At 55.3% G+C, this 19217-nt stretch carries 13 protein-coding genes; 5 read left to right on the top strand and 8 right to left on the bottom strand.

Annotated elements, in window-relative coordinates; translation table 11 throughout:
• Window positions 1-107: 107 nt before the first annotated feature.
• Window positions 108-1568, bottom strand: a complete 1461-nt coding sequence (locus J4772_RS33995) for an ABC transporter substrate-binding protein (protein WP_209073253.1) — start codon at window positions 1566-1568, stop codon at window positions 108-110.
• 275 nt (window positions 1569-1843) lie between these two features.
• Between J4772_RS33995 and J4772_RS34000 the strand changes: the two genes are divergently transcribed.
• From J4772_RS34000 to J4772_RS34010, 3 genes are all read left to right on the top strand, one after another.
• Entirely contained in the window at window positions 1844-2467 is a 624-nt protein-coding gene (locus tag J4772_RS34000) for a DUF1700 domain-containing protein (protein ID WP_209073254.1), read from the top strand.
• Window positions 2464-3333: a DUF4097 family beta strand repeat-containing protein gene (locus tag J4772_RS34005; protein WP_209073255.1), complete on the top strand. Its 870-nt coding sequence runs from the start codon at window positions 2464-2466 to the stop codon at window positions 3331-3333. Before J4772_RS34000 ends, J4772_RS34005 begins: the two co-directional genes overlap by 4 nt.
• 399 nt (window positions 3334-3732) lie before the next feature.
• A complete protein-coding gene (locus J4772_RS34010; protein ID WP_247740930.1) occupies window positions 3733-5796 on the top strand; it encodes a multicopper oxidase family protein in 2064 nt (687 codons plus the stop codon).
• A gap of 9 nt (window positions 5797-5805) precedes the next feature.
• Here J4772_RS34010 and J4772_RS34015 read toward each other — a convergent pair whose 3' ends face one another.
• The gene (locus tag J4772_RS34015; protein ID WP_209073256.1) at window positions 5806-6675 is read right to left on the bottom strand and encodes an SDR family oxidoreductase; all 870 of its coding nucleotides are present in this window, start codon (window positions 6673-6675) and stop codon (window positions 5806-5808) included.
• Window positions 6676-6790: 115 nt separating this feature from the next.
• Between J4772_RS34015 and J4772_RS34020 the strand changes: the two genes are divergently transcribed.
• Entirely contained in the window at window positions 6791-7762 is a 972-nt protein-coding gene (locus J4772_RS34020; protein ID WP_209073257.1) for a helix-turn-helix transcriptional regulator, read from the top strand.
• 25 nt (window positions 7763-7787) lie between these two features.
• On the opposite strand, the gene J4772_RS34025 is transcribed toward J4772_RS34020, so the two are convergent.
• Window positions 7788-10829, bottom strand: coding sequence for an EAL domain-containing protein (locus tag J4772_RS34025; protein ID WP_209073258.1), 3042 nt, complete (start codon window positions 10827-10829; stop codon window positions 7788-7790).
• A 147-nt stretch (window positions 10830-10976) separates the two neighbouring features.
• Window positions 10977-11567: an AAA family ATPase gene (locus J4772_RS34030; protein ID WP_181918096.1), complete on the bottom strand. Its 591-nt coding sequence runs from the start codon at window positions 11565-11567 to the stop codon at window positions 10977-10979.
• A 207-nt stretch (window positions 11568-11774) separates the two neighbouring features.
• Between J4772_RS34030 and J4772_RS34035 the strand changes: the two genes are divergently transcribed.
• The gene (locus J4772_RS34035; RefSeq protein WP_209073259.1) at window positions 11775-12881 is read left to right on the top strand and encodes a PRK06851 family protein; all 1107 of its coding nucleotides are present in this window, start codon (window positions 11775-11777) and stop codon (window positions 12879-12881) included.
• Window positions 12882-13331: 450 nt separating this feature from the next.
• Here the strand turns inward: J4772_RS34035 and J4772_RS34040 are convergent, their stop codons facing one another.
• The 4 genes from J4772_RS34040 to J4772_RS34055 all read right to left on the bottom strand — a co-directional run bounded on the left by J4772_RS34040 (window position 13332) and on the right by J4772_RS34055 (window position 19157).
• Entirely contained in the window at window positions 13332-15002 is a 1671-nt protein-coding gene (locus J4772_RS34040; RefSeq protein WP_209073260.1) for a glycerol-3-phosphate dehydrogenase/oxidase, read from the bottom strand.
• Between the two features lie 135 nt (window positions 15003-15137).
• Window positions 15138-16628 (bottom strand): glycerol kinase GlpK, encoded by a 1491-nt coding sequence (gene glpK / locus J4772_RS34045; RefSeq protein ID WP_209073261.1) that lies wholly within the window; start codon window positions 16626-16628, stop codon window positions 15138-15140.
• Window positions 16629-16660: 32 nt separating this feature from the next.
• Window positions 16661-17209: a glycerol-3-phosphate responsive antiterminator gene (locus tag J4772_RS34050; protein ID WP_246016960.1), complete on the bottom strand. Its 549-nt coding sequence runs from the start codon at window positions 17207-17209 to the stop codon at window positions 16661-16663.
• Window positions 17210-17393: 184 nt separating this feature from the next.
• The gene (locus J4772_RS34055) at window positions 17394-19157 is read right to left on the bottom strand and encodes an O-antigen ligase family protein (protein WP_209073262.1); all 1764 of its coding nucleotides are present in this window, start codon (window positions 19155-19157) and stop codon (window positions 17394-17396) included.
• Window positions 19158-19217: the final 60 nt, after the last annotated feature.

The raw sequence follows: 19217 nt of genomic DNA on the forward strand, positions 1-19217 counted from the left end.
AATATTTTATCACAAAGTTGTGACGAATTAAAGGCAGAATTCACAAGTTGGACAAATTCACTCCTCAAGACGTCCCTCAACCTTAGCGTTGCTCATGCAGAAGCTTATTATTCCGCTCTAACCTCCACCGACGATCCCCCGGAGGAACTCTCAACTGCGACTCCCGGAGCGGAGCCTGCCGCCGAGCTCGGCTCGGCCGTAGCCGCCTTCTCGCTTTCCTCGGTCAGCAGCTTCTGGCCCTTGACCTGAAGGCTGTCCAGCGCTTCCTCAATCGTCGTTTTGCCGTCCTTGATGCCTTGGAATTCCTCCTGAGACAACGTGTTGAACTTCATGTAGAAATCTCGCGGCAGTTTGTCATAATTGTCGTACATATTGTTGGAGCGCGGCTTTAAGCTGTAGAACGCCGCCATATTGCGCCCTTCCTCGTTACTGATATATTTCATTCGCGCCGGGAAGCCGCCGTTGTTAAGCTTGGAGGTCACGCGCGCGAACTCGTCTCCGTTTATGTAGCTCAGGAATTTCCACGCGCCCTCTGCGTTGGCCGAATTCGCGTCGATCGCGAAGATTTGCCCTACCGACATCGCCGAGCTTTCATCCGGCGTTTGCGGATTAACCGGAACTGTAACAATATCCCAATTTTTTATCCCCTTGTCTTTTAATCGGGTTTGCGCCTCTTTGATCTGGTCCATCACATAATTGCTTTCGATCACCATCGCGGCTTTCCCTCCGATGAAGGCGTCTCCTAACAAATAGTCTTCATAGGACCCGGAAAATCCGCCGTTATTCGGATCTTCGACGAACAGCGAACCCGATTTGAGCGCTTTGTCCGCCGTGTCGAACGCTTTTTTCCATGAATCCGAGTTGATCGTCAACTGTTTAGTCGTCGGATTGATGTAGCTTAGCCCCAACGAATTGCCGATCATCATGCCAAGTTGGTAGAGGTCCGCCCCATAGCCGGCCTTCAAACCGTAGACGCGGTCCTCGCCGCTTCCGTCGGTCGGAAATCTGGCCGCAAGCTGCAGCAGCTCCTCCCAGCTCATGCGATCCGTAGGGAACGTGACTCCGTATTTCGTGAACAGGTCCTTGTTGTAGAAGAGCGCCTGACTGTAGAAATTCGGAGAGAGCCCGTACAGAATGCCGTCGCTTTGTTGCTTGATATATTCCAAAATTCCGGGAGCGATTCCTTCCAGATCGAACTTGTCCTTCTGAATGAACGTATCCAGATTATACAGCTTTCCTTCGCCGGCCATGCGCGAGTATTCCCCGCTACTGAGCAGCAGCACGTCCGGTTTCTGTTCGGCAATGAACTCCTGCGTGGCTTTCTCCATATCTTTGCCTTCTTCATAAACAATGCTGGAGGTGGAGACCACTTCGATCTCGACATCCGGGTACAGAGCGGCAAACAGCATCCCGAACTGCTGATAGAAGCCGCGTTCATCGTAATACATCACCTTGATCGCCGTTTTCTCTTTATTCGTCGTGTCGTTGCCGCCTCCGGTGCACCCTGCCGTTATCCCGGCAATTAAAACGCCGCATAGCGTTGCTGCAATCTTTCTACCATATTGCATTTTCTACACTTCCTTCTATAATGGTATACCCGAATTCACCGTCGGAGTCTGCTTCGCCTTGCCCCCTCTCCCTATTCAATTCACAAATTATACCACAGTCTAGCGAACGGGGTGGTTGATTATGGGTGAAATGGTAGCGTAGTCCTACCCTTCCTCTTGTTCGGTCATCTCTCTCCCCCAACTTAAGTCGAGGTCGATCGTCACCTCTCGTCGGATGACAGCCGACCAAACGATCGGCTATGATGGGAACAGTTCAGTGAAAGGAAGTCTCTGCCATGAATAAAATGGAGTTTATGGATAAAATGAATCGGGACCTTGCCCCGCTGCCGGAGCATGAGAGGAACGAGCTGCTCGCTCGATGCGAGGAATGTTTCAGAATCGGCCAGGAGCAAGGGAAGACGGAAGAGGAAATCGTTGCGGAACTGGACTCCCCTTCTCCGCAGCCCGAAACGCGTTATGAGCCCGCATACGCTGGATCGCCTTATGGAGGCGCCCCCTACAATAATCCCGTTCCGCCACCGCCTCAAGCCTGGTCTGCACCCGCTCCGGGAAGACCGCACGAACCGGACCGCGACGTCCCGCGTTTCCTCGGCGTAGGAATTTTGCTGCTTTTTCTGAATCTGCTGCTTGCGATCCCGGTATTCGCCGCCCTAATTGCGGCATTCGTCTCCGTTTGCATCGCCGCTCTATCGACGATGCTGGCGCCGCTCGCACTGGTTGCCGAGACTTCGCTGTATGGGGAGTTTACGAACGCCAAGCTTATGATGTCGCTAGGAATGACGGGCATCGGAATGATTCTCGCCGACGTGGCCTTCTTGTTCGGCAAAGGGCTGTTCCGTGCTATTAGAGCCTATGCGGGATGGAATTACAAGACCTTGAAAGGAAGAACTTATCGATGAGAAAATTCTGGTATTTAGCGGCGTTCTGCCTGATCGCGATCGGAATAGCGGGCGCGGTGAACCACGATTGGAATAAAGTGGACAGAAACTTGAGGGATTTCGAGAAGAAGTGGACCTTCTCGGCGGAAGAACTTCGCGAGCTGAGCATCAAGAGCGAATACAACGTCAGCATGACGTTCGTCAAAAGCGTCGACGGCACCAACTCGATCGAACTGAAGGGACACGGAACCGAACGAATGGTTGAGACAGTTCAGGCCGCGGAAATCTCCGGTCGCAAGCTGGAGCTGGAGCTCATCCGTCTCCCCCGCAAATACATTAACTTATTCGATTTCAGCTTCGATCCCCCTACGGAACAATTCGTCGTCTCCGTTACGGACGATGCGCTGCTGGACCGTCTGAAGCTCAAGCTTAGCTCCGGCAATCTCGAAATAAAGGACGCCTCGTTGCTGCGAATCTCTAGGGCGGTGCTGGATTCAAATTCCGGCAATCTGTCTCTCGGCGAGTTCGTCAGCGAAACCTTGGAAATCGACGTCGACTCCGGGAATGTTAAGGGAGATCGCGTCACGGCCAACCTGACTGCGTCTATCGATTCCGGCAACATTACGATCGAAAACATGACTGGAAAGGCCGACATTTCGGCCGACTCGGGCAACGTTAAGCTGTATAAACTCGATACCTCCGACACGAACATATCCGTCGATTCGGGCAATGCGTTCGTTCGCCTCCCGACGAGCTTCGCAGGTACGTACGACCTTAAGGCGGATTCCGGTAGAGTCCGGGCACCCGAGTCTAGAAACGAAACTAACGATACGATCAAAGTGAGAACAGACAGCGGTAACATCACGATTGAGGAAGCCGCGCAATAATCGTTTCTTTGTCTGCCGCTCACCTAGCGGGTCTACCTCATAAGTAAAATAGTCGTGCAAAAGGATGATCGATAGAGAATGTTGTCGTGCATGTATCTCCTTCCGATGCTATACGATCCCGAAACCTGGATGGGTAAACCCGTTAAGAGGTGGTTTCAGGAACGTATGAGGCAGTCTCCAGGAGATACATGCACTTTTTCTTGATCGATCATCTTGTACGACCTACTTATGAGACAGCCTCTTGAAACGATAGCGCCCGTTGCAAGACGGAGCTAACGCTCCAACTTAAGTCGGGGGAGCAATCCAAACTTCGGACGGTTACGAAGATTAGCTCGCGAAAGGTAGGATAGAATCAAATACACGCTCCTGCGCGAACCCGACCGACAAGGAGGCTTTCTCTTGTTTACTATTCTGACCGGCATCGTATATGTCTGCGTATTCTTTATGCTTATTTTCTCTTGGATCGCCGGAAGCAAAGCTACTAAATTACTGTATGGCGGATCCACCGAAAGACTGCACCGTAAAACCCGCAAGCAAATCGTCTGGGCCGTCTATGCGACGCTGCCTGCGCTCGGACTGTCTGTCGCCACTCTGGTCATGACGTCGACGATGGACTCCGTCTTCTGGGAGGATCGGGTGCTGCTTCATCTTCCGCTCGCGCTCATTCCTTCGCTGTCTGTGTGGCTGCTTGCCGTCCCGCGCCTGGTGAAGCTCTGGAAAGCGACCCGTTGCCTGTCCGTCGCTCCGCTTCCCGCCGATATCCGCAAGCAAGCTGCTCATCCTCTCGTTATTTTGCCGTATCAGCTATCGGCAATTGGCGCTGCAACGATTTTTTACTACGTATTGGTAACCCCGGTGCCGTTCCGGCTCGGCTCCGTGCTCGTTCCGATTCTGCTTGCCGCGGCGGCCGTTACGGCTTTAGGCTATGCCCAGCAACGCAAATACGTCGGAATCGGCGAGCCGAACTCTCCCGCTCCGGCGCTTCCAGGCAGAAGATGGCTGCGTACCGCCGGCATCTTCTGCGTCGCGATCGGCGTTGCTGCGCTAATCTATATAGTCGGCAGCGCGAACAGCCGCCTTCCTGCCGTCATGAGCATGGCTGAAGGCCCGATGGATTTCGGAGGGGGACCCGAGCTTGTTCACGACCCTCTGCGCGACAAATCGTTGGCAATGCTGACGGGGCCGCGGGATCGGGAGCCCGACCGCAAATTCCTGTTAACCGCGGAGAAAAAGACGATCGAGCTGCGTCCGGGCCAGCCGTTCGAAGCCTGGACCTATAACGGTCAGGTCCCCGGGCCTGAGCTTCGGATCAAGCAAGGAGAACTGGTGGAGATTACGTTGGTCAACCAGGACATTGAGGATGGCGCGACGATCCACTGGCACGGACTCGACGTGCCCAATGCAGAGGACGGGGTGGCCGGGGCGACGCAAGAAGCCGTCATGCCGGGCGACAAGCACGTCTATCGCTTCATCGCCGAGCAGGCGGGAACGTTCTGGTATCATTCGCATCAGCATTCTCAGGAAGCAGTGAAGAAAGGACTGTTCGGCAGCTTGATCGTAGAGCCTGCAGATTCGGAAAATAAGGGGGCGGAGGAAGAGATTACCGTGATGACCCATGTCTGGGACGGCATTGGGCTAGCCATCGGCGATCGCGACGGCGTACAGCGCAAGCAAGTCGTTCCCGGAACTCCGGTGCGCATCCGGCTCATCAATACCCAGGATTGGCTGCGGCAGGACTACACGTTGACGGGAACTCCGTTTCGCGTCGCTGCCATAGACGGCACAGATCTGAACGAGCCGCAGGAGCTGGAAAACGTGCGGATAGAGCTGACCACAGGCGGACGCATGGATTTGACGTTCCTGATGCCCGACACCCCCGTCTTCCTTAGCGTCGGCAGCTCCGATAAGCTGGGAATTCTGCTAAGCCGCGACGGAACGGGAGGCATTCCCGACTTGCCGGTCACGACCGCATTTAATCCGATCGATTACGGCAAGCCCTCCGATACCGCCTTCACGGCGAGCAGCGACTTCGACCGCGAATTCGAAATGATTCTCGACAACAAGCTGGCCTTCTACAACGGGCAATTCGGTTCCTTATATACGATCAACGGAGAGGTATTTCCGAATACGCCGATGTTTATGGTGCGGGAGGGCGATCTGGTCAAGACGACCATCGTCAACCGGGGCGCCGTCGATCATCCGATGCACCTGCACGGCCACCACATGCTCGTACTCTCCCGCAACGGCGAGCCTTCGACCGGCAGCCCCTGGTATTCCGATACGCTGGACGTCCAGCCCGGCGAAATCTACGAGGTCGGCTTCGTCGCCGATAACCCCGGACTATGGATGGACCATTGCCACAACCTGACGCACGCGGCCGTTGGCATGTCGATGCATCTCATGTACGAAGGGATCACCACCCCGTATAAAATAGGAAATGAAACCGGCAATCATCCCGAGTGACCGTTATCGTCAAAGTCCTTGCTCAGCGGCATAGTTGCCCCAGTGCGGACGCCTTCCGTCGACGTCTACGATTCCATAGTCGTCCGACAGCCCCCAGGAAGTATAAAATTTGCCCGACTTGCTCAGCAGATCCGGTTCGGCAGCTAATGCGGCCAGTCCGCGCGCGAGGAAGAACGGCGTCTCCGACTGGAGGAAATGAGGCTCCTTCTCGGCTCCGTCGCGCCAATTCGCTTCAGTGACGCCAAAGTAATCGAGCATCTCTTCAGACCGCAGAAACCCCGGGGTGACGGACAGCGCCGCTACTCCTTTCGGACGCAGCTCCGCCGCCAGCGCCTCCGCCAGATGAATGACCGATACTTTGGCAAGGCTGTATGGCAGATTGCCCCGGTAGCGGTAATCGTATCCGTCCGTCACCTCCACGATCAGCCCTTCGCCTCTCTTGACGAGCAGCGGGGCGGCGTAATAGCTTGTGATCATATGAGAGTGCACGGCTCTTCGCTGCATCAGCAGCGCCTTGTCCAGTGAACCCTCCCAATAAGGAGTCCCCCATTCCGTCAGCTTCTCGCCGCCCCACACGTCGTTGACCACAATATCGAGTCGGCCAGCCTGTTCGTCTCCGATTCGCTCGAACAGCGCCTTCACTTGCTCCGGCTCCGTATGGTCCACGCGCACGGGAATGCCTTGTCCTCCTTGCTCGATCACAAGCTCAGCGGTCTCCTCGATCGTTTCCGGCCTGGCCAAGTCGGAGGGCGCTCCTCTGACGCTTCTCCCCGTTGCATACACCGTCGCTCCGGCTTGACCAAGCGCGATCGCAATCGCCCTGCCGGCCCCCCGCGTCGCTCCCGCGACAACCGCCACTTTTCCTGCCAATGGTTTCATTCTCTTCTTCCTCCCATCATTCGTCTACGTCTCTAGATTAGCCTTGATATATGACACCTGCTGTCATATAAATCGGATATACTGAGAATAATCGAAGCGAACGGAGGAATAACGAATGAGAGCCGATCGATTGCTGTCCCTGCTTTCTCTTCTGCAAGCCCGCGGGAGAATGACGTCCAAACAGCTTGCGGACGAGCTAGAAATTTCCGAACGGACCGTGCATCGCGATATGGAGGCTTTGGCGGCAGCAGGCATCCCTGTCTATGCGGAGAGAGGAGCCGCGGGCGGCTGGCAGCTGTCCGAAGGCTACCGCAACCGGATTACGGGGATGACGATCGGCGAGATTCGTTCATTGCTGCTGCTCCATTCCTCCAGCGTCGTTGCCGATCTGGGGCTGAACGAGCCGTCGGGCACCGCGCTGCGCAAGCTGCTGTCCGCTCTCCCGGAGCCGGTGCGTCGCGACGCGGAATACGTGAGGGAACGCATCCATATCGACGGGGCGGGCTGGCGCTCGGCCCCTTCTCGCTCCGCGCATCTGCAGACCGTTCAGGAAGCGGTCTGGGAGCAACGCAAGCTTCGCATTTGTTATCGCGGGAGGGAAGCGGACGAGTCAACGGAGCGGACCGTACTGCCGCTGGGCCTGGTCGCCAAGACGAGCGTTTGGTACATGGTCGCGATGGAAGATTCGGCGGAAGAGGACCCCTTTCGCACCTTCCGGCTATCCCGCCTGCATGATGCAGACATGCTGGAAGAGACCTTCGTCCGACCGGAGGACTTCGATTTGGCAACGCATTGGGAACGATCAATGGAAAGGTTCAAGTCCAATCTGCCCCGCTATCCCGCGAAGGTTCGCGTCGCTTTGGCAAGATGGGAGGCCTTCGCGGGGGAAAGGTACGTAAAGACGGTCTCTTGCGAGGAAGTTCAAGAGAGCGAGGCAATAGAAGCGGTCGTTGAATTCAACACGCTGGAATCGGCGCGGGACATCGTGATGAAATACGGTCGGGACGCGGAGGCGCTGGCTCCCGAGGAGCTTCGCGCAGCCGTGCGCGCGGAATGCGCGGCTGCAGCCGCGCTCTACGCAGAGTAGAAGGCGCTGCAGCCGTTCCGGCACTTTACCCGTTGGCAATTTCGAGGAAGTACGCAATAAACTGGTCGGACGTCATCGGGCGTCCCGTGAAGAAGCCTTGAATACGGTCGCATTGAAGCTGCTGAAGGCGCTGCAGCTGCCCCTCCGTCTCGACGCCCTCCGCCGTGACGGACAGACCGAGGCTGTGCGACATGTCGATGACCGCTTTCGCAATCGCTGCGTCGTCCGTACTCTCTGTCAGATTACGGATAAACGACGGATCTATTTTGACGATATGTACAGGAAGCTTCTTGAGCCAGTAGAGAGACGACTGACCAATGCCGAAATCGTCGATCGCGATTTTGACGCCGATCTCCACCAACTGGCTGAGCATTCGAATGCTGTGCTCCATATTCTGAACGGCCGTATGCTCTGTAATCTCCAGACATAGATTGTGCGGGCCGATCCCCGTATCCTTCAACACCTTGCTAACAATATCCGGAAAGTCCTCCATTTGGAACTGGAGAGCCGAGATGTTAACGGATATGACGAGTGAAGGCAGTCCCTCGCGTATCCACTCTCGACAGGCGCGGCACGCTTGCTCAAGTACCCATTGGCCAATCGGAATGATCAGCCCGGTCTCCTCCGCCAGAGGGATGAATTCGCCGGGTTGTATCGTTTTTCCGTCGGAAGAGCTCCAACGAATCAACGTCTCCGCACCGTATACCTTGCCCGTAGTAAGAGAAACCTGCGGCTGGAAATTCAGCGTCAGTTCCCCTCGCTCCATCGCATATCTAAGTCCCGTTTCCATATTAAACCTCTCAACCCTTTTTGAGCTTAATGCAGGCGTATATACCTTCAGCCTGTTCCCGCCGTTTTCCTTGGAATAGTACATGGCCAGATCCGAGAAACGAATGAGCGAGTCTACATCCTGCGCATCGTTAGGATATAAGCAAGCCCCAAGGCTCGCGGACAAATAAAACTCCTGCCCCTCCAACACGAACGGCTTGGTCAGCATATGCAAAATCCGCTCGGCGACGCGGTTGATTTCCTCCGCCCCCTCGATCTTTGAGAGCAGCACAATAAATTCGTCCCCGGCGAACCGCGAGACGATCCCGTGCAGACCGACGCAATCCTGCAGTTTGGCGGAAGCGAGCTGCAGCAGAAGGTCTCCGGTCTGATGTCCGAGCGTATCGTTGACGATTTTGAACCGGTCCAGATCGATCATCATAACGGCCAGCTTCTTGCCGTCTTGACTCCGCTCCTCAATAGCCTCCTGCAGCCGATCCTTGAACATCATGCGATTAGGCAGCCCGGTAACGGAATCCCAATAAGCCAGTTGAGTAATTCTCTCTTCGTTGACCTTCTTCTCGGTAATATCGGTAATCGAACCGATGATCCGTACGGCAGCGCCCGAAGCGTTGCGAACCAAATCTCCCGCCAGATGCACCCAGAGCTGCCGATCCGCCTCCGCCTGGCCGCCGATGCGCAATTCGACTTGAATCGGCTGGCGGTCGGACTCGGAACGAACCTGTTTGAGCGCCTGCCAGATTGCCCGCCGATCCTCCGGATATACCAGTCTCAAGAAGGAACGGGGAGCGCTATTCAGCTTGACGGAGGAGGGGCTTAATATTTTATGCGCGCGCGTGCTCCAATCGATCTTGCCCGCGCTCAAATCCCAGTCCCAGATGCCGTCGTTCGTCGTGTGCGAGACGATCTCCAGCTTCTCGTTGATCGAGCGAACGTGATTAAACAGCAATTCCCGCTCCAATGCGACTGCAAGGATCGTGAAGCTGTGGCGGAACAGATCGTTCGAGACGAAATTTGCGTTCGGTTCCACTTGGCCGGCCAGAGCGATATAACCCCAGCTTTTCTTTTCCGATTTGACCGGATGGAGCACGACAATATCCTCTCCTCCGGGTCGCGTTCCCGGAGGAAGCATTTCCAACGGGGGAAACTGCTCGAACGGATAGGCCGCGCCGATGGGCGGCAGCGGATCGCCTCGCTTGCTGAACGACTGGCGTACGACCAACCGTCGGTCTCCGCTCTCGTCCGTCTCCCACAGCGCCAAACAGCCCCAATGGACGCTATTCCAGAACAGCTTGGAAATGTCGATCTTCTCGTCTCTCGTCGCATTGATCAAGCTTTTGGTCATCTGATAGTTGTTATTCGCAATCGTATGGAAGGAACGGCGCATCTGGGACAGGTTGATCAGATAGTGATCAAACTCCTCCGCCGTCCTGAATTGCGATCTCTCCGAGCAAGAGCAAGAGGACCTGACGACCAGTCCGGCGGACACAAGCGTTACCCCGTCCATCTCCAGACGCCCTTCAAGCATCTCGATCGCGATTCTCACCGCTTCATTGGCCATGCTTTCAATAGGCTGGCGTACGGTCGTAAGCGAAGGATAGTTGACCGCTGCCTGATAGATGTCGTCGAAGCCGCTCACCGCGAAGTCTTGCGGAACGCGGAATCCGCGAGCCTGCAAGCAGTCGATCGCTCCCAGAGCGTTAAAATCCGTACCCGCGGCGATCGCCGTAAACTCGACGCCCCGATCCAGCAGCTCCCGCATCGCTTTCTCTCCGGCGTTCATGAGATTGTCCTCGACGTCCACGACAAGCCGTTCGTCTATCGGCAATCCCTGCTCTGCAAGCGCCTCCTTATACCCCAGGTAACGCTCGTACAGATCATACTGAGACAGCTTGCCGATAAAAGCGATCCGCGTATGCCCGTGGGAGATCAAATGCTGCACCGCCGCTTTCATGCCCGCTTGATTCTCGACGAGCACCGAGTGTCCCCCCGGCACGGGAGACGGAAAGCCGATGCAGACGAGCGGCTTCCCGCTCTTCTCCAAAGTCTCGAGGACCGTCTGGCTGGCCGAGGGCAGAATGACGATCCACGCATCGATCAGCCCGGATGCGATCGGCTCTTCCAACGAATCGATTCCTAAATAATCGTCTGCGACTTGCACGGCAAAGAGACGGGAACACCTTTCTCGGACAGCGTGTTGAATGTGAGGCAGCAGTCTGCCGAAATATTCGCCGTCCAGATAGGGTGCGATGACACCGATCCGGTATTCCTTAACCATGATGTTCCCTGCCTTCTTTGCTTGCGTCGAGTGATTAGTGGTTATTTCCATTTTCAACGCGACGCTTTCAAAATCCTTTTAATATCGCGGTTTACACTGAAAAAAGCGACAACAGACCTATTCAGAGGCGGTACGACGCCTTCAGGCTTACAGTCGGATGTGCCGAATTTGCGTCCGAATGCGGTCGTATGCTTTGCGCAAAGCGCTTCGTTCGTCCGGCTGCAGCGACAGCCCCGCTAGCTCTGCGATACGCTCCGCGTTGTCCGCGATCGTGTGCCCCTCCGTATTCAGGTGATGGGCAAACTTCTCCTGCGAGAGCGCCGCCACGCACCGGTCGATCTGCGCGGCCGCCCACGATTCGCTTCCTTCTCCTCGGCTTTTCAGCCGCCGCAGCAGCGTCTCCCTCTCGGCGCACAGCGCAAAATGACGCACCTCCGCTCCTTCCTCCCGCAGCCGTCCGATAATCTCGTCGAAATATTGCGAGCTGACGAGCGTCATCGGCGCGATTACGATACCGTCATATTCCCGATCCAGATGCTTTAGCATCGCATAGTTCGTGTCCCGCCACATCGGATAGTCCTGAAAATCGCCGAGCGCGATCCGCTTCGGTACATTTTTGCGTATAAAATAACCGGCATTCTCCGGATCATAGACATAGGAGTCCGGCAATCTTCTGTGCAGCTCATAAGCAGTTTGCGTCTTCCCCGCTCCGAACGCTCCGTTAATCCATAGAATCATTCTGTTCACCCTTCAGATAGCGAATAAACGAATTATCAGTTTTCATACTGCTTCCATTCGCCGCGCGGGACGGCCTATCCTGCTTTTTCCACCGACGAACGGAAATCCGCGTCCCGGTTCGGTCCTCCTCCAACCGCACCAAAACAGCCCATATGAAATACGATAGGGATATAGACCATTACAGCAGCCTAGAAAGGTGTGGCGAAAATGAGCGACAACGCGTACGACTATTATGGGGGCGGCAATACGGCTCGGGGTTACACGAGCTTACTTCCTTCCTCGTTGCAGGGACTGGAGCGGCTTTGCGTGGTAAGGGGCGGCCCGGGATTGGGAAAAAGATGCGAGCTCCGTTCGATAAGCGACAAGCTGTCGGCGGCGGGACATGAGGTTTGGCGCATCGCCTGCGCCTCCGATCCGGACGCGCTAGACGCGCTGATCGTTCCCGGCCTCAGCCTGGGGATCGTCGACGGCACGACGCCAAACGCCATTGTTCCGGAGATTGTCGGAGCGACGGTTGTAGAATTTGACCTAGGGGAAGCATGCGATAAGTCGGCACTTTCGGCCAGGGAATCGGAAATGGCGAGCTTGGATCAGGAGATCGCGGACAGATTCGCGGAGGCCTACGCCGGGTTTGCCGAGGCGCTCCGGGTTCATGACGATTGGGAGAAAATCTATATCGGGAACATGGATTTTCAGAAGGCCGACGAGTTGACCCAGGAATGCATTGATCGGCTGATTGTGGATCGTAAGAGCGCGCGCGCGGGGAGTGAGGCTCATCGATTTCTAGGTGCGGCCACTCCGCTGGGAGCGGTCGATTACGTTCCCGGGCTGACGGAGGGGTTGAAGCGGTATTTGCTGAAAGGTCGGCCCGGCTCAGGGAAGTCTACAATGCTGAAGAAACTGGCCGCAGCCGCAGCCGAACGAGGCTTCGACTCCGAAATCTACCACTGCGGCTTCGACCCGAACAGTCTGGACATGGTCGTTGTCCGCGAGCTTGGCTTTGCCATTTTCGACAGTACCGCTCCACACGAATACTTCCCCGATCGGCCTTCCGACGAGATCGTCGACATGTACGAGCGCTGCATCGCTCCAGGAACCGACGAAGCTCATGCCGACGAGTTGGCCCCGATCCGACAGCAGTACGCCGCGAATATGAAACGCTCTATCGGGCTGTTGGCGGAAGCACGGTCACTACGGGATCAACTGGAGCGGTTATATGCCGAAACCGTGGACTCTCCGGCTGTGGAACGGATTGTCGAGGAGTTTAGGCGGGATGTCTTGGGGTTTGCTTCGATTCAGGTATGGAGAATATAACGGGCTTGTGCACTAAGCAGATCTGCTCGACTTGATCGATTGACCATGAAGGAAGTATGTACTCCCTCCTTCCGGTTTAAGCCCCCACAAAGTGGCGTGCAGCTATAAAGCTTAATTCGCTCACTTTGCGGGGGGCGCGTTCAGACGAATAAGACCGTGCTGCGGTCTTATCACCCACATCTCGGCTCCGTTCAGACAAATAAGACCGTACGGCGGTCTTATCACCAACATTCCGGCTCCGTTCAGACGAATAAGGCCGCGCGGCGGTCTTATCACCAACATTCCGGCTCCGTTCAGACAAATAAGACCGTACGGCGGTCTTATCACTCACATTCCAGCTCCGTTCGGGCGAATAAGACCGCGCGGCGGTCTTATCGGCTGCAGCAATTCCCCCAGAAGCCTGCCTATTTTTCAGCGAAGCGAAAGCCTTGACTCTATCCAACCTACCTATTACCGCGCCCCCTGCAAATCCTGAGGAACGACGGCATCGCGAAGCGCATCCTCCAGCTCCATCGCATACCGCTCTGCAAGCTCATCGCTCCATCCGAGCAATTCCTGCATGAGCGCGACGACGTTTGCCTTGTAGCGCTGAACCAGCGCAATATTGAAGAACAGCGCTCCCGTGCGGCGAATGAAGATATCGATCGGCTTCGCAGCCATCTCTTCCTCTATCGCGTACTTCACTCGCATGTAGAGATCTAGCGGAAGCCCGAAACGTTCCGCTTCCGAAGCATCTCCGCAGCGGTACACTCGCTCCGCGTTGGACCCATAGAAGCGCGCGATCCGCAGGCTCGCCTCGAAGGACAGTCCGGCTGCCTTCCCATGCTCGGCAACAAGCGCGGCATATGCCTCCAGCTTTTCGGAGCCGCCCACCTCGCCTCCGGAAATGGCGATCCCCTTTGTCCGGCAAGCTGCAGTCTGCACGCGTCCCTGCAGTCTGCGAGCGACTAGGTCGATCGTGTCTTCGGCCATTTTGCGGTAGCCGGTCAGCTTGCCTCCGGCGATCGTGATCAAACCGGACTTCGATTCCCAAATTTCGTCCTTGCGCGAAATCTCCGACGGATTTTTCCCTTCCTCGTAAATGAGAGGGCGAATGCCTGCCCAACTCGACTCGACATCCTTCTCCGTAAGACGCGTTTCAGGGAACATAAAGTTGATGGCACCCAGAACATATTTCCGATCGGCCGCCGTCATCGTCGGATGCGCCTTGTCCCCGTCGTAGAACGTATCCGTCGTGCCGACGTACGTCTTGCCGTCCCTTGGAATGGCGAACACCATCCGCTTGTCGTCGGTATCGAAGTACACCGCCTGACGAAGCGGAAACCGGCTCTGATCGATGACCAGATGGATGCCCTTAGACAACCGCAGCTTCTTGCCATGATTGGAGCGGTCCATCTCCCGCAGCGTGTCGACCCACGGTCCAGTCGCGTTTACAACCGCCTTGGCGCGCACCTCGCCGCTATCTCCACTCAACAGATCCGTCACGCTAACCCCACACACATGCCCTTCGCCACTATAGACGAGCTTTTCTACCTTGGCGTAATTCAACGCCGTCGCTCCGAGCTCCACCGCCCGCTTCATCACCTCGATAGTAAGTCTAGCGTCGTCCGTGCGATACTCTACGTAGTACCCGCCCCCGAGCAGGCCGTTCTTTTTGAGCAGCGGCTCCTTTTGCAGCGTCGCTGCCGTCTTCAGCATTTTGCGCCGTTCGCTGCGCTTCACTCCGGCCAAATAATCGTATACCCGTAGGCCGACTGACGTGGAAAACGATCCGAACGTGCCGCCCTTATAAATCGGCAGCAGCATCCATTCCGGGGTCGTCACATGAGGCCCGTTCTCGTATACAATCGCCCGTTCCTTGCCGACCTCCGCGACCATTTTTACTTCGAACTGCTTCAAATAACGCAAACCGCCGTGCACCAGCTTCGTCGAACGGCTGGATGTGCCCGCCGCGAAATCCTGCATCTCGACAAGTGCGGTGCGCAAGCCCCGACTTGCCGCATCCAGCGCGATTCCCGCCCCCGTAATGCCTCCACCGATGACCAGCAAGTCGTATTCTTCCTTCTGCATGTTATCGAATATCGCCGAACGCCCGTGTCCTGCAAATGTGAGTTCCTTCATGCCGTATCCCTCTCTTCGCCAGGTATAGAAAAAGAGACCGCAAACACATTATGCGCCATAACGCATAACGTGAAGCGGTCTCTCCTCATCTCTGACCCGATGTATTTACTTAAGTTTACTTTACCACACCGACGTTCATTTGAAAACCATCGCCGCTTTCACCGCTTTGCCCCAACCTTCGTACAAGCGCGCCGACTCCTCGGCATCCATGGCGGGCGTGAACGAACGATCCGTACTCCACTGCCGCGCGATCTCCTCCGGGCTTTCCCAGAAGCCGACGGCCAACCCTGCCAAGTATGCCGCGCCGAGCGCCGTCGTCTCGTTCACGACGGGACGTTCTACTGCCGCTCCCAAAACATCGCTCTGGAACTGCATCAGAAAATCATTTTTCACCGCCCCGCCGTCGACGCGCAACGCTTTCAGGCTGATCCCCGCATCCGCCTCCATCGCCGCCAGCACGTCCTTTGTCTGATACGCGAGCGATTCCAGCGTCGCCCGGATAAAATGCTCCTTCGTCGTGCCCCTCGTCAGTCCAAACACGGCTCCGCGAACGTCGCTGTCCCAATATGGCGTTCCCAGCCCGACGAAAGCCGGTACAACATAGACGCCCTCCGTCGACTCCACTCTGGCCGCATAGCGCTCGCAGTCCTTGGCGTCAGCGAACATGCGAAGACCGTCGCGCAGCCACTGAATGGCCGACCCGGCGACGAAAATGCTCCCCTCAAGCGCATACGTCACCTTGCCCCCGACTCCCCAAGCGATCGTCGTCAACAATCCATGGTCGGACGCAACCGCTTTGTCGCCCGTGTTCATGAGCATAAAGCAGCCTGTTCCGTACGTATTTTTCGCCATTCCCCGTTCGTAACAAGCCTGGCCGAACAAAGCCGCCTGCTGGTCGCCCGCGATGCCCGCAATCGGAATTTCGCACCCGAAAAAATGATGCGTATCCGTCAGCCCATACACCTCCGACGAAGGCTTCACCTCGGGCAGCATCGACTCGGGCACCGTCAATATTTTCAACAGCTCCGGGTCCCAGCGAAGCTCGTGAATGTTGTACATCAGCGTTCGGGAGGCATTCGAATAGTCGGTCACATGCACGCGCCGTCCCGACAGACGCCATACTAGCCACGTATCGATCGTACCGAACAACAATTTGCCTTGCTCCGCTTGCTCCCGGGCTCCTTCCACATGATCGAGAATCCATTTGATTTTCGTTCCGGAAAAGTAAGCGTCGATCAGCAGTCCCGTCTTGCTTCTGAACGTCTCGTTCAGGCCGGCGCTCTTCAGCTCATCGCAAATGTCGGCCGTCTGCCGCGACTGCCAGACGATCGCGTTGTATACGGGCACGCCTGTCTCCTTGTCCCATACAACCGCCGTTTCTCTCTGATTCGTAATCCCGATTCCGGCAATCTGCTCGGGTTTAACGTCCGCTTCGGACAGCACCGTCGCGATAACCGCGAGCACGGAGCCCCAGATTTCATTGGCGTTATGCTCGACCCAGCCCGGCTTCGGAAAATACTGCTTAAATTCCTGCTGCGCTACGCGAACGATCCGCCCCTCATGATCGAACAAAATCGCCCGCGAGCTGGTTGTACCTTGATCCAGCGACAATATATATTTTTCCAACGCAATTCCTCCCTATGCCCTCTCGACCGGGCCTATTTCCACATGCTCGCATGACTTGTCGATACTGCAATCGCCCCAGCCCCAAACAATGGAGGCAAATCCTCCGGCCCGTCGATAAAGCCGCCCAATATAATATCGATGCCGGTCTCGCGCTGAATAATCCCGATCTTCGGGTGAGAATAGCTCGGCAGAATCTCGATATAATCGGGCTTAACGTGAGACGCCGAGTTGATAATCGTCTTCACCGAATGGGAGTCGATCAGGAAACCCCGCTGAATCGCCATCAGCCCGTATTTTTTCGCATGGATGAGACTCGACGTTCGGGTGCTGATGACGCCGTCCACCTTGATCGCCTTGGACAGAAAATGAATCGAAGCCTCGTCGTCCTTGATCCCCTTTACCATATCGAGATGCAGAAATATTTTCTTCCTCGCCTGCTTGGCGCTCGATACAATGCCTTGAAGATGGATCAGCTCCCCCTCCAGCAGAAAAATGACTTCCTGCGGCGAAGCAAGCGCTTGCTCGAATTCCTTCATATTTCGAACGGCCGGTATCACCGAATGCAGCTTCAACAGTCCCAATTCATCTTCCCCTCCCCGGCTGAACGCCGAAAAAAATACAAAAAAACAGCTGCCGAATCGGACACGGACTCGGGGAGTTCGCACCTGTATGGCAGCTGTTCTCTTCTTCTCACAGCGGTCGGATTTACTTGTAGGTTTTATTATAGATCATTTCGCGGTCTTTTGGAATATCGGGATGATGGGCTTATTTGGATAGCTGCATGCGCCTTTGCTCCAGTTCTTCCCGCCAGCGGGACTCGAACGGATTTTTTGTCGTTAGGTCCTCAAGGATACGAATAGACTCTTCGCGCTCGCCTTGCTCCCACAATATATCGCTCTGAAGCTTCAGATACCAGATCTGTGAGGGATTCGTCTGTAAAGCTTGGCTATTTTCTTCTTTGGCAACGGCTAAATAACGTTGATCTCGGCTTTGCAAATATTCTTGAAAATAGATCTTGGATTTTCGGTCATGCGCTTGATCGGCGAATAGGGCGAGCTTAATGCTTTTATCCAGACTCCTTACCGCATCTGCAGGCTTCTCGTTACGCAAGAGCTCGGAGGCGGTTCGGATATAAGAACCCGAGATCAATGACAAACCTGAAGTTATCATAACAATTAGCGACACAAGAAGAATCCCAGCAATTCGGAAAGCGCCGCTGATCCCTCTATTTTTGGCTCGATTGTCCTCCTCGGTAACCGTAACCCTGCCATTCAACAAAAAGAATATCCCAAATAAAAACGGGTAGGCCAGAACGAAGTCGACCAGACTGTGAATGACAATCGCCGCACTTGCGCATAAACGGCCCCACTGGATGAGCTTTCGTTCTTCTGGAGCGTTTCTTAGCTCATAAAATCCTCGATACAGCAGAACCGAAACGAATCCGATAAATGAAACCGTCCCTATCAATCCTGTATCCGTAGCATTTTGAAGCAGTTGGTTATGAACATATCTTACGAAATAATCGGAGGATTGATATTCGTACTGCAACTGAGCCCATCCGCCGCCCCCGTAGCCGGTCCATACGGCATCAAGCGACATCCTAAGAGCGTCTCGGTAATAGACAAGGCGCGACTGCCACTCCGTTGCCGACAGGCCGAACTTCTCCCATCTGGACAATCCGCCTGCGTACAATTGCCAGCCGGCCCATGTCACCGCCACTGCACCTGCAGCGGCAGCAACGCTCCTCGACAACCCCACAGAAAATGCAGCTTGCTTCCAGACGAATACTCCGGATATCGCAATAATTAGAAGCGTCGCCCAGACGGACTGACCGAAAGCCACTGAACCCATTATCCCCAAGAACGTGCCGATCAGTACTCTCAGCCACGACTCGAAGTATTTTTTACGTGCAGCTGCATAAAGAATGATTTGACTTAACGCCCATAGAATCATCGCTGTTCTTGACTGGGTAAGCCCCAAAGCCATAACGAATGCGAAATGAGCTCCAAGATATCTCCCCTGACGACCTGTCATATACAGCGCTTGGGCGATTATGCTGCATACGGCGAGCAAGAGCCCTTGAGCGTTCGCATAGTCGAGAAACCCCGCCAGCCTGTCGTCGTAAAAGCGATCCCCTGCGATTCCGATAGCGACGGCTGCAAACGAAGTTCCCAGCAATACGCGCAGCGCCCTATCGTTTGTTGCGGGATTAAGATGCTTGAAAATCAGGTATATCGCTGCCACAAATGCTATCTTGATCGCTTCAAGCAGCGCATCCTGTTTATTAATCGCGTAACTCAGACTAACCGCATAACTGCACACACATACCAGAAGAAAATAGAGAGCCGGATCATGAAGTATACGGCGTTTGAAATACAAGACGCTCAGCACACCAAAAGCGACAATGGCGCCAACAAGGTACTCCTCTTCAAACAAAAAGCCGTGAAAGAAGGAGCCCGAAACAAGAAAAATACTCGTAAGAGCAAATAGATACGTCTGCGTTCGAGGTTGTGCATTTTGGCTATTCATGCTTCAATTGGCCCCCGCTATTGAATAGGCAAGCGAGAGATCCCTGAACAGGAGTCTCTC

The sequence above is a fragment of the Cohnella sp. LGH genome (genome assembly GCF_017671885.1).
Classification (GTDB): domain Bacteria; phylum Bacillota; class Bacilli; order Paenibacillales; family Paenibacillaceae; genus Cohnella; species Cohnella phaseoli.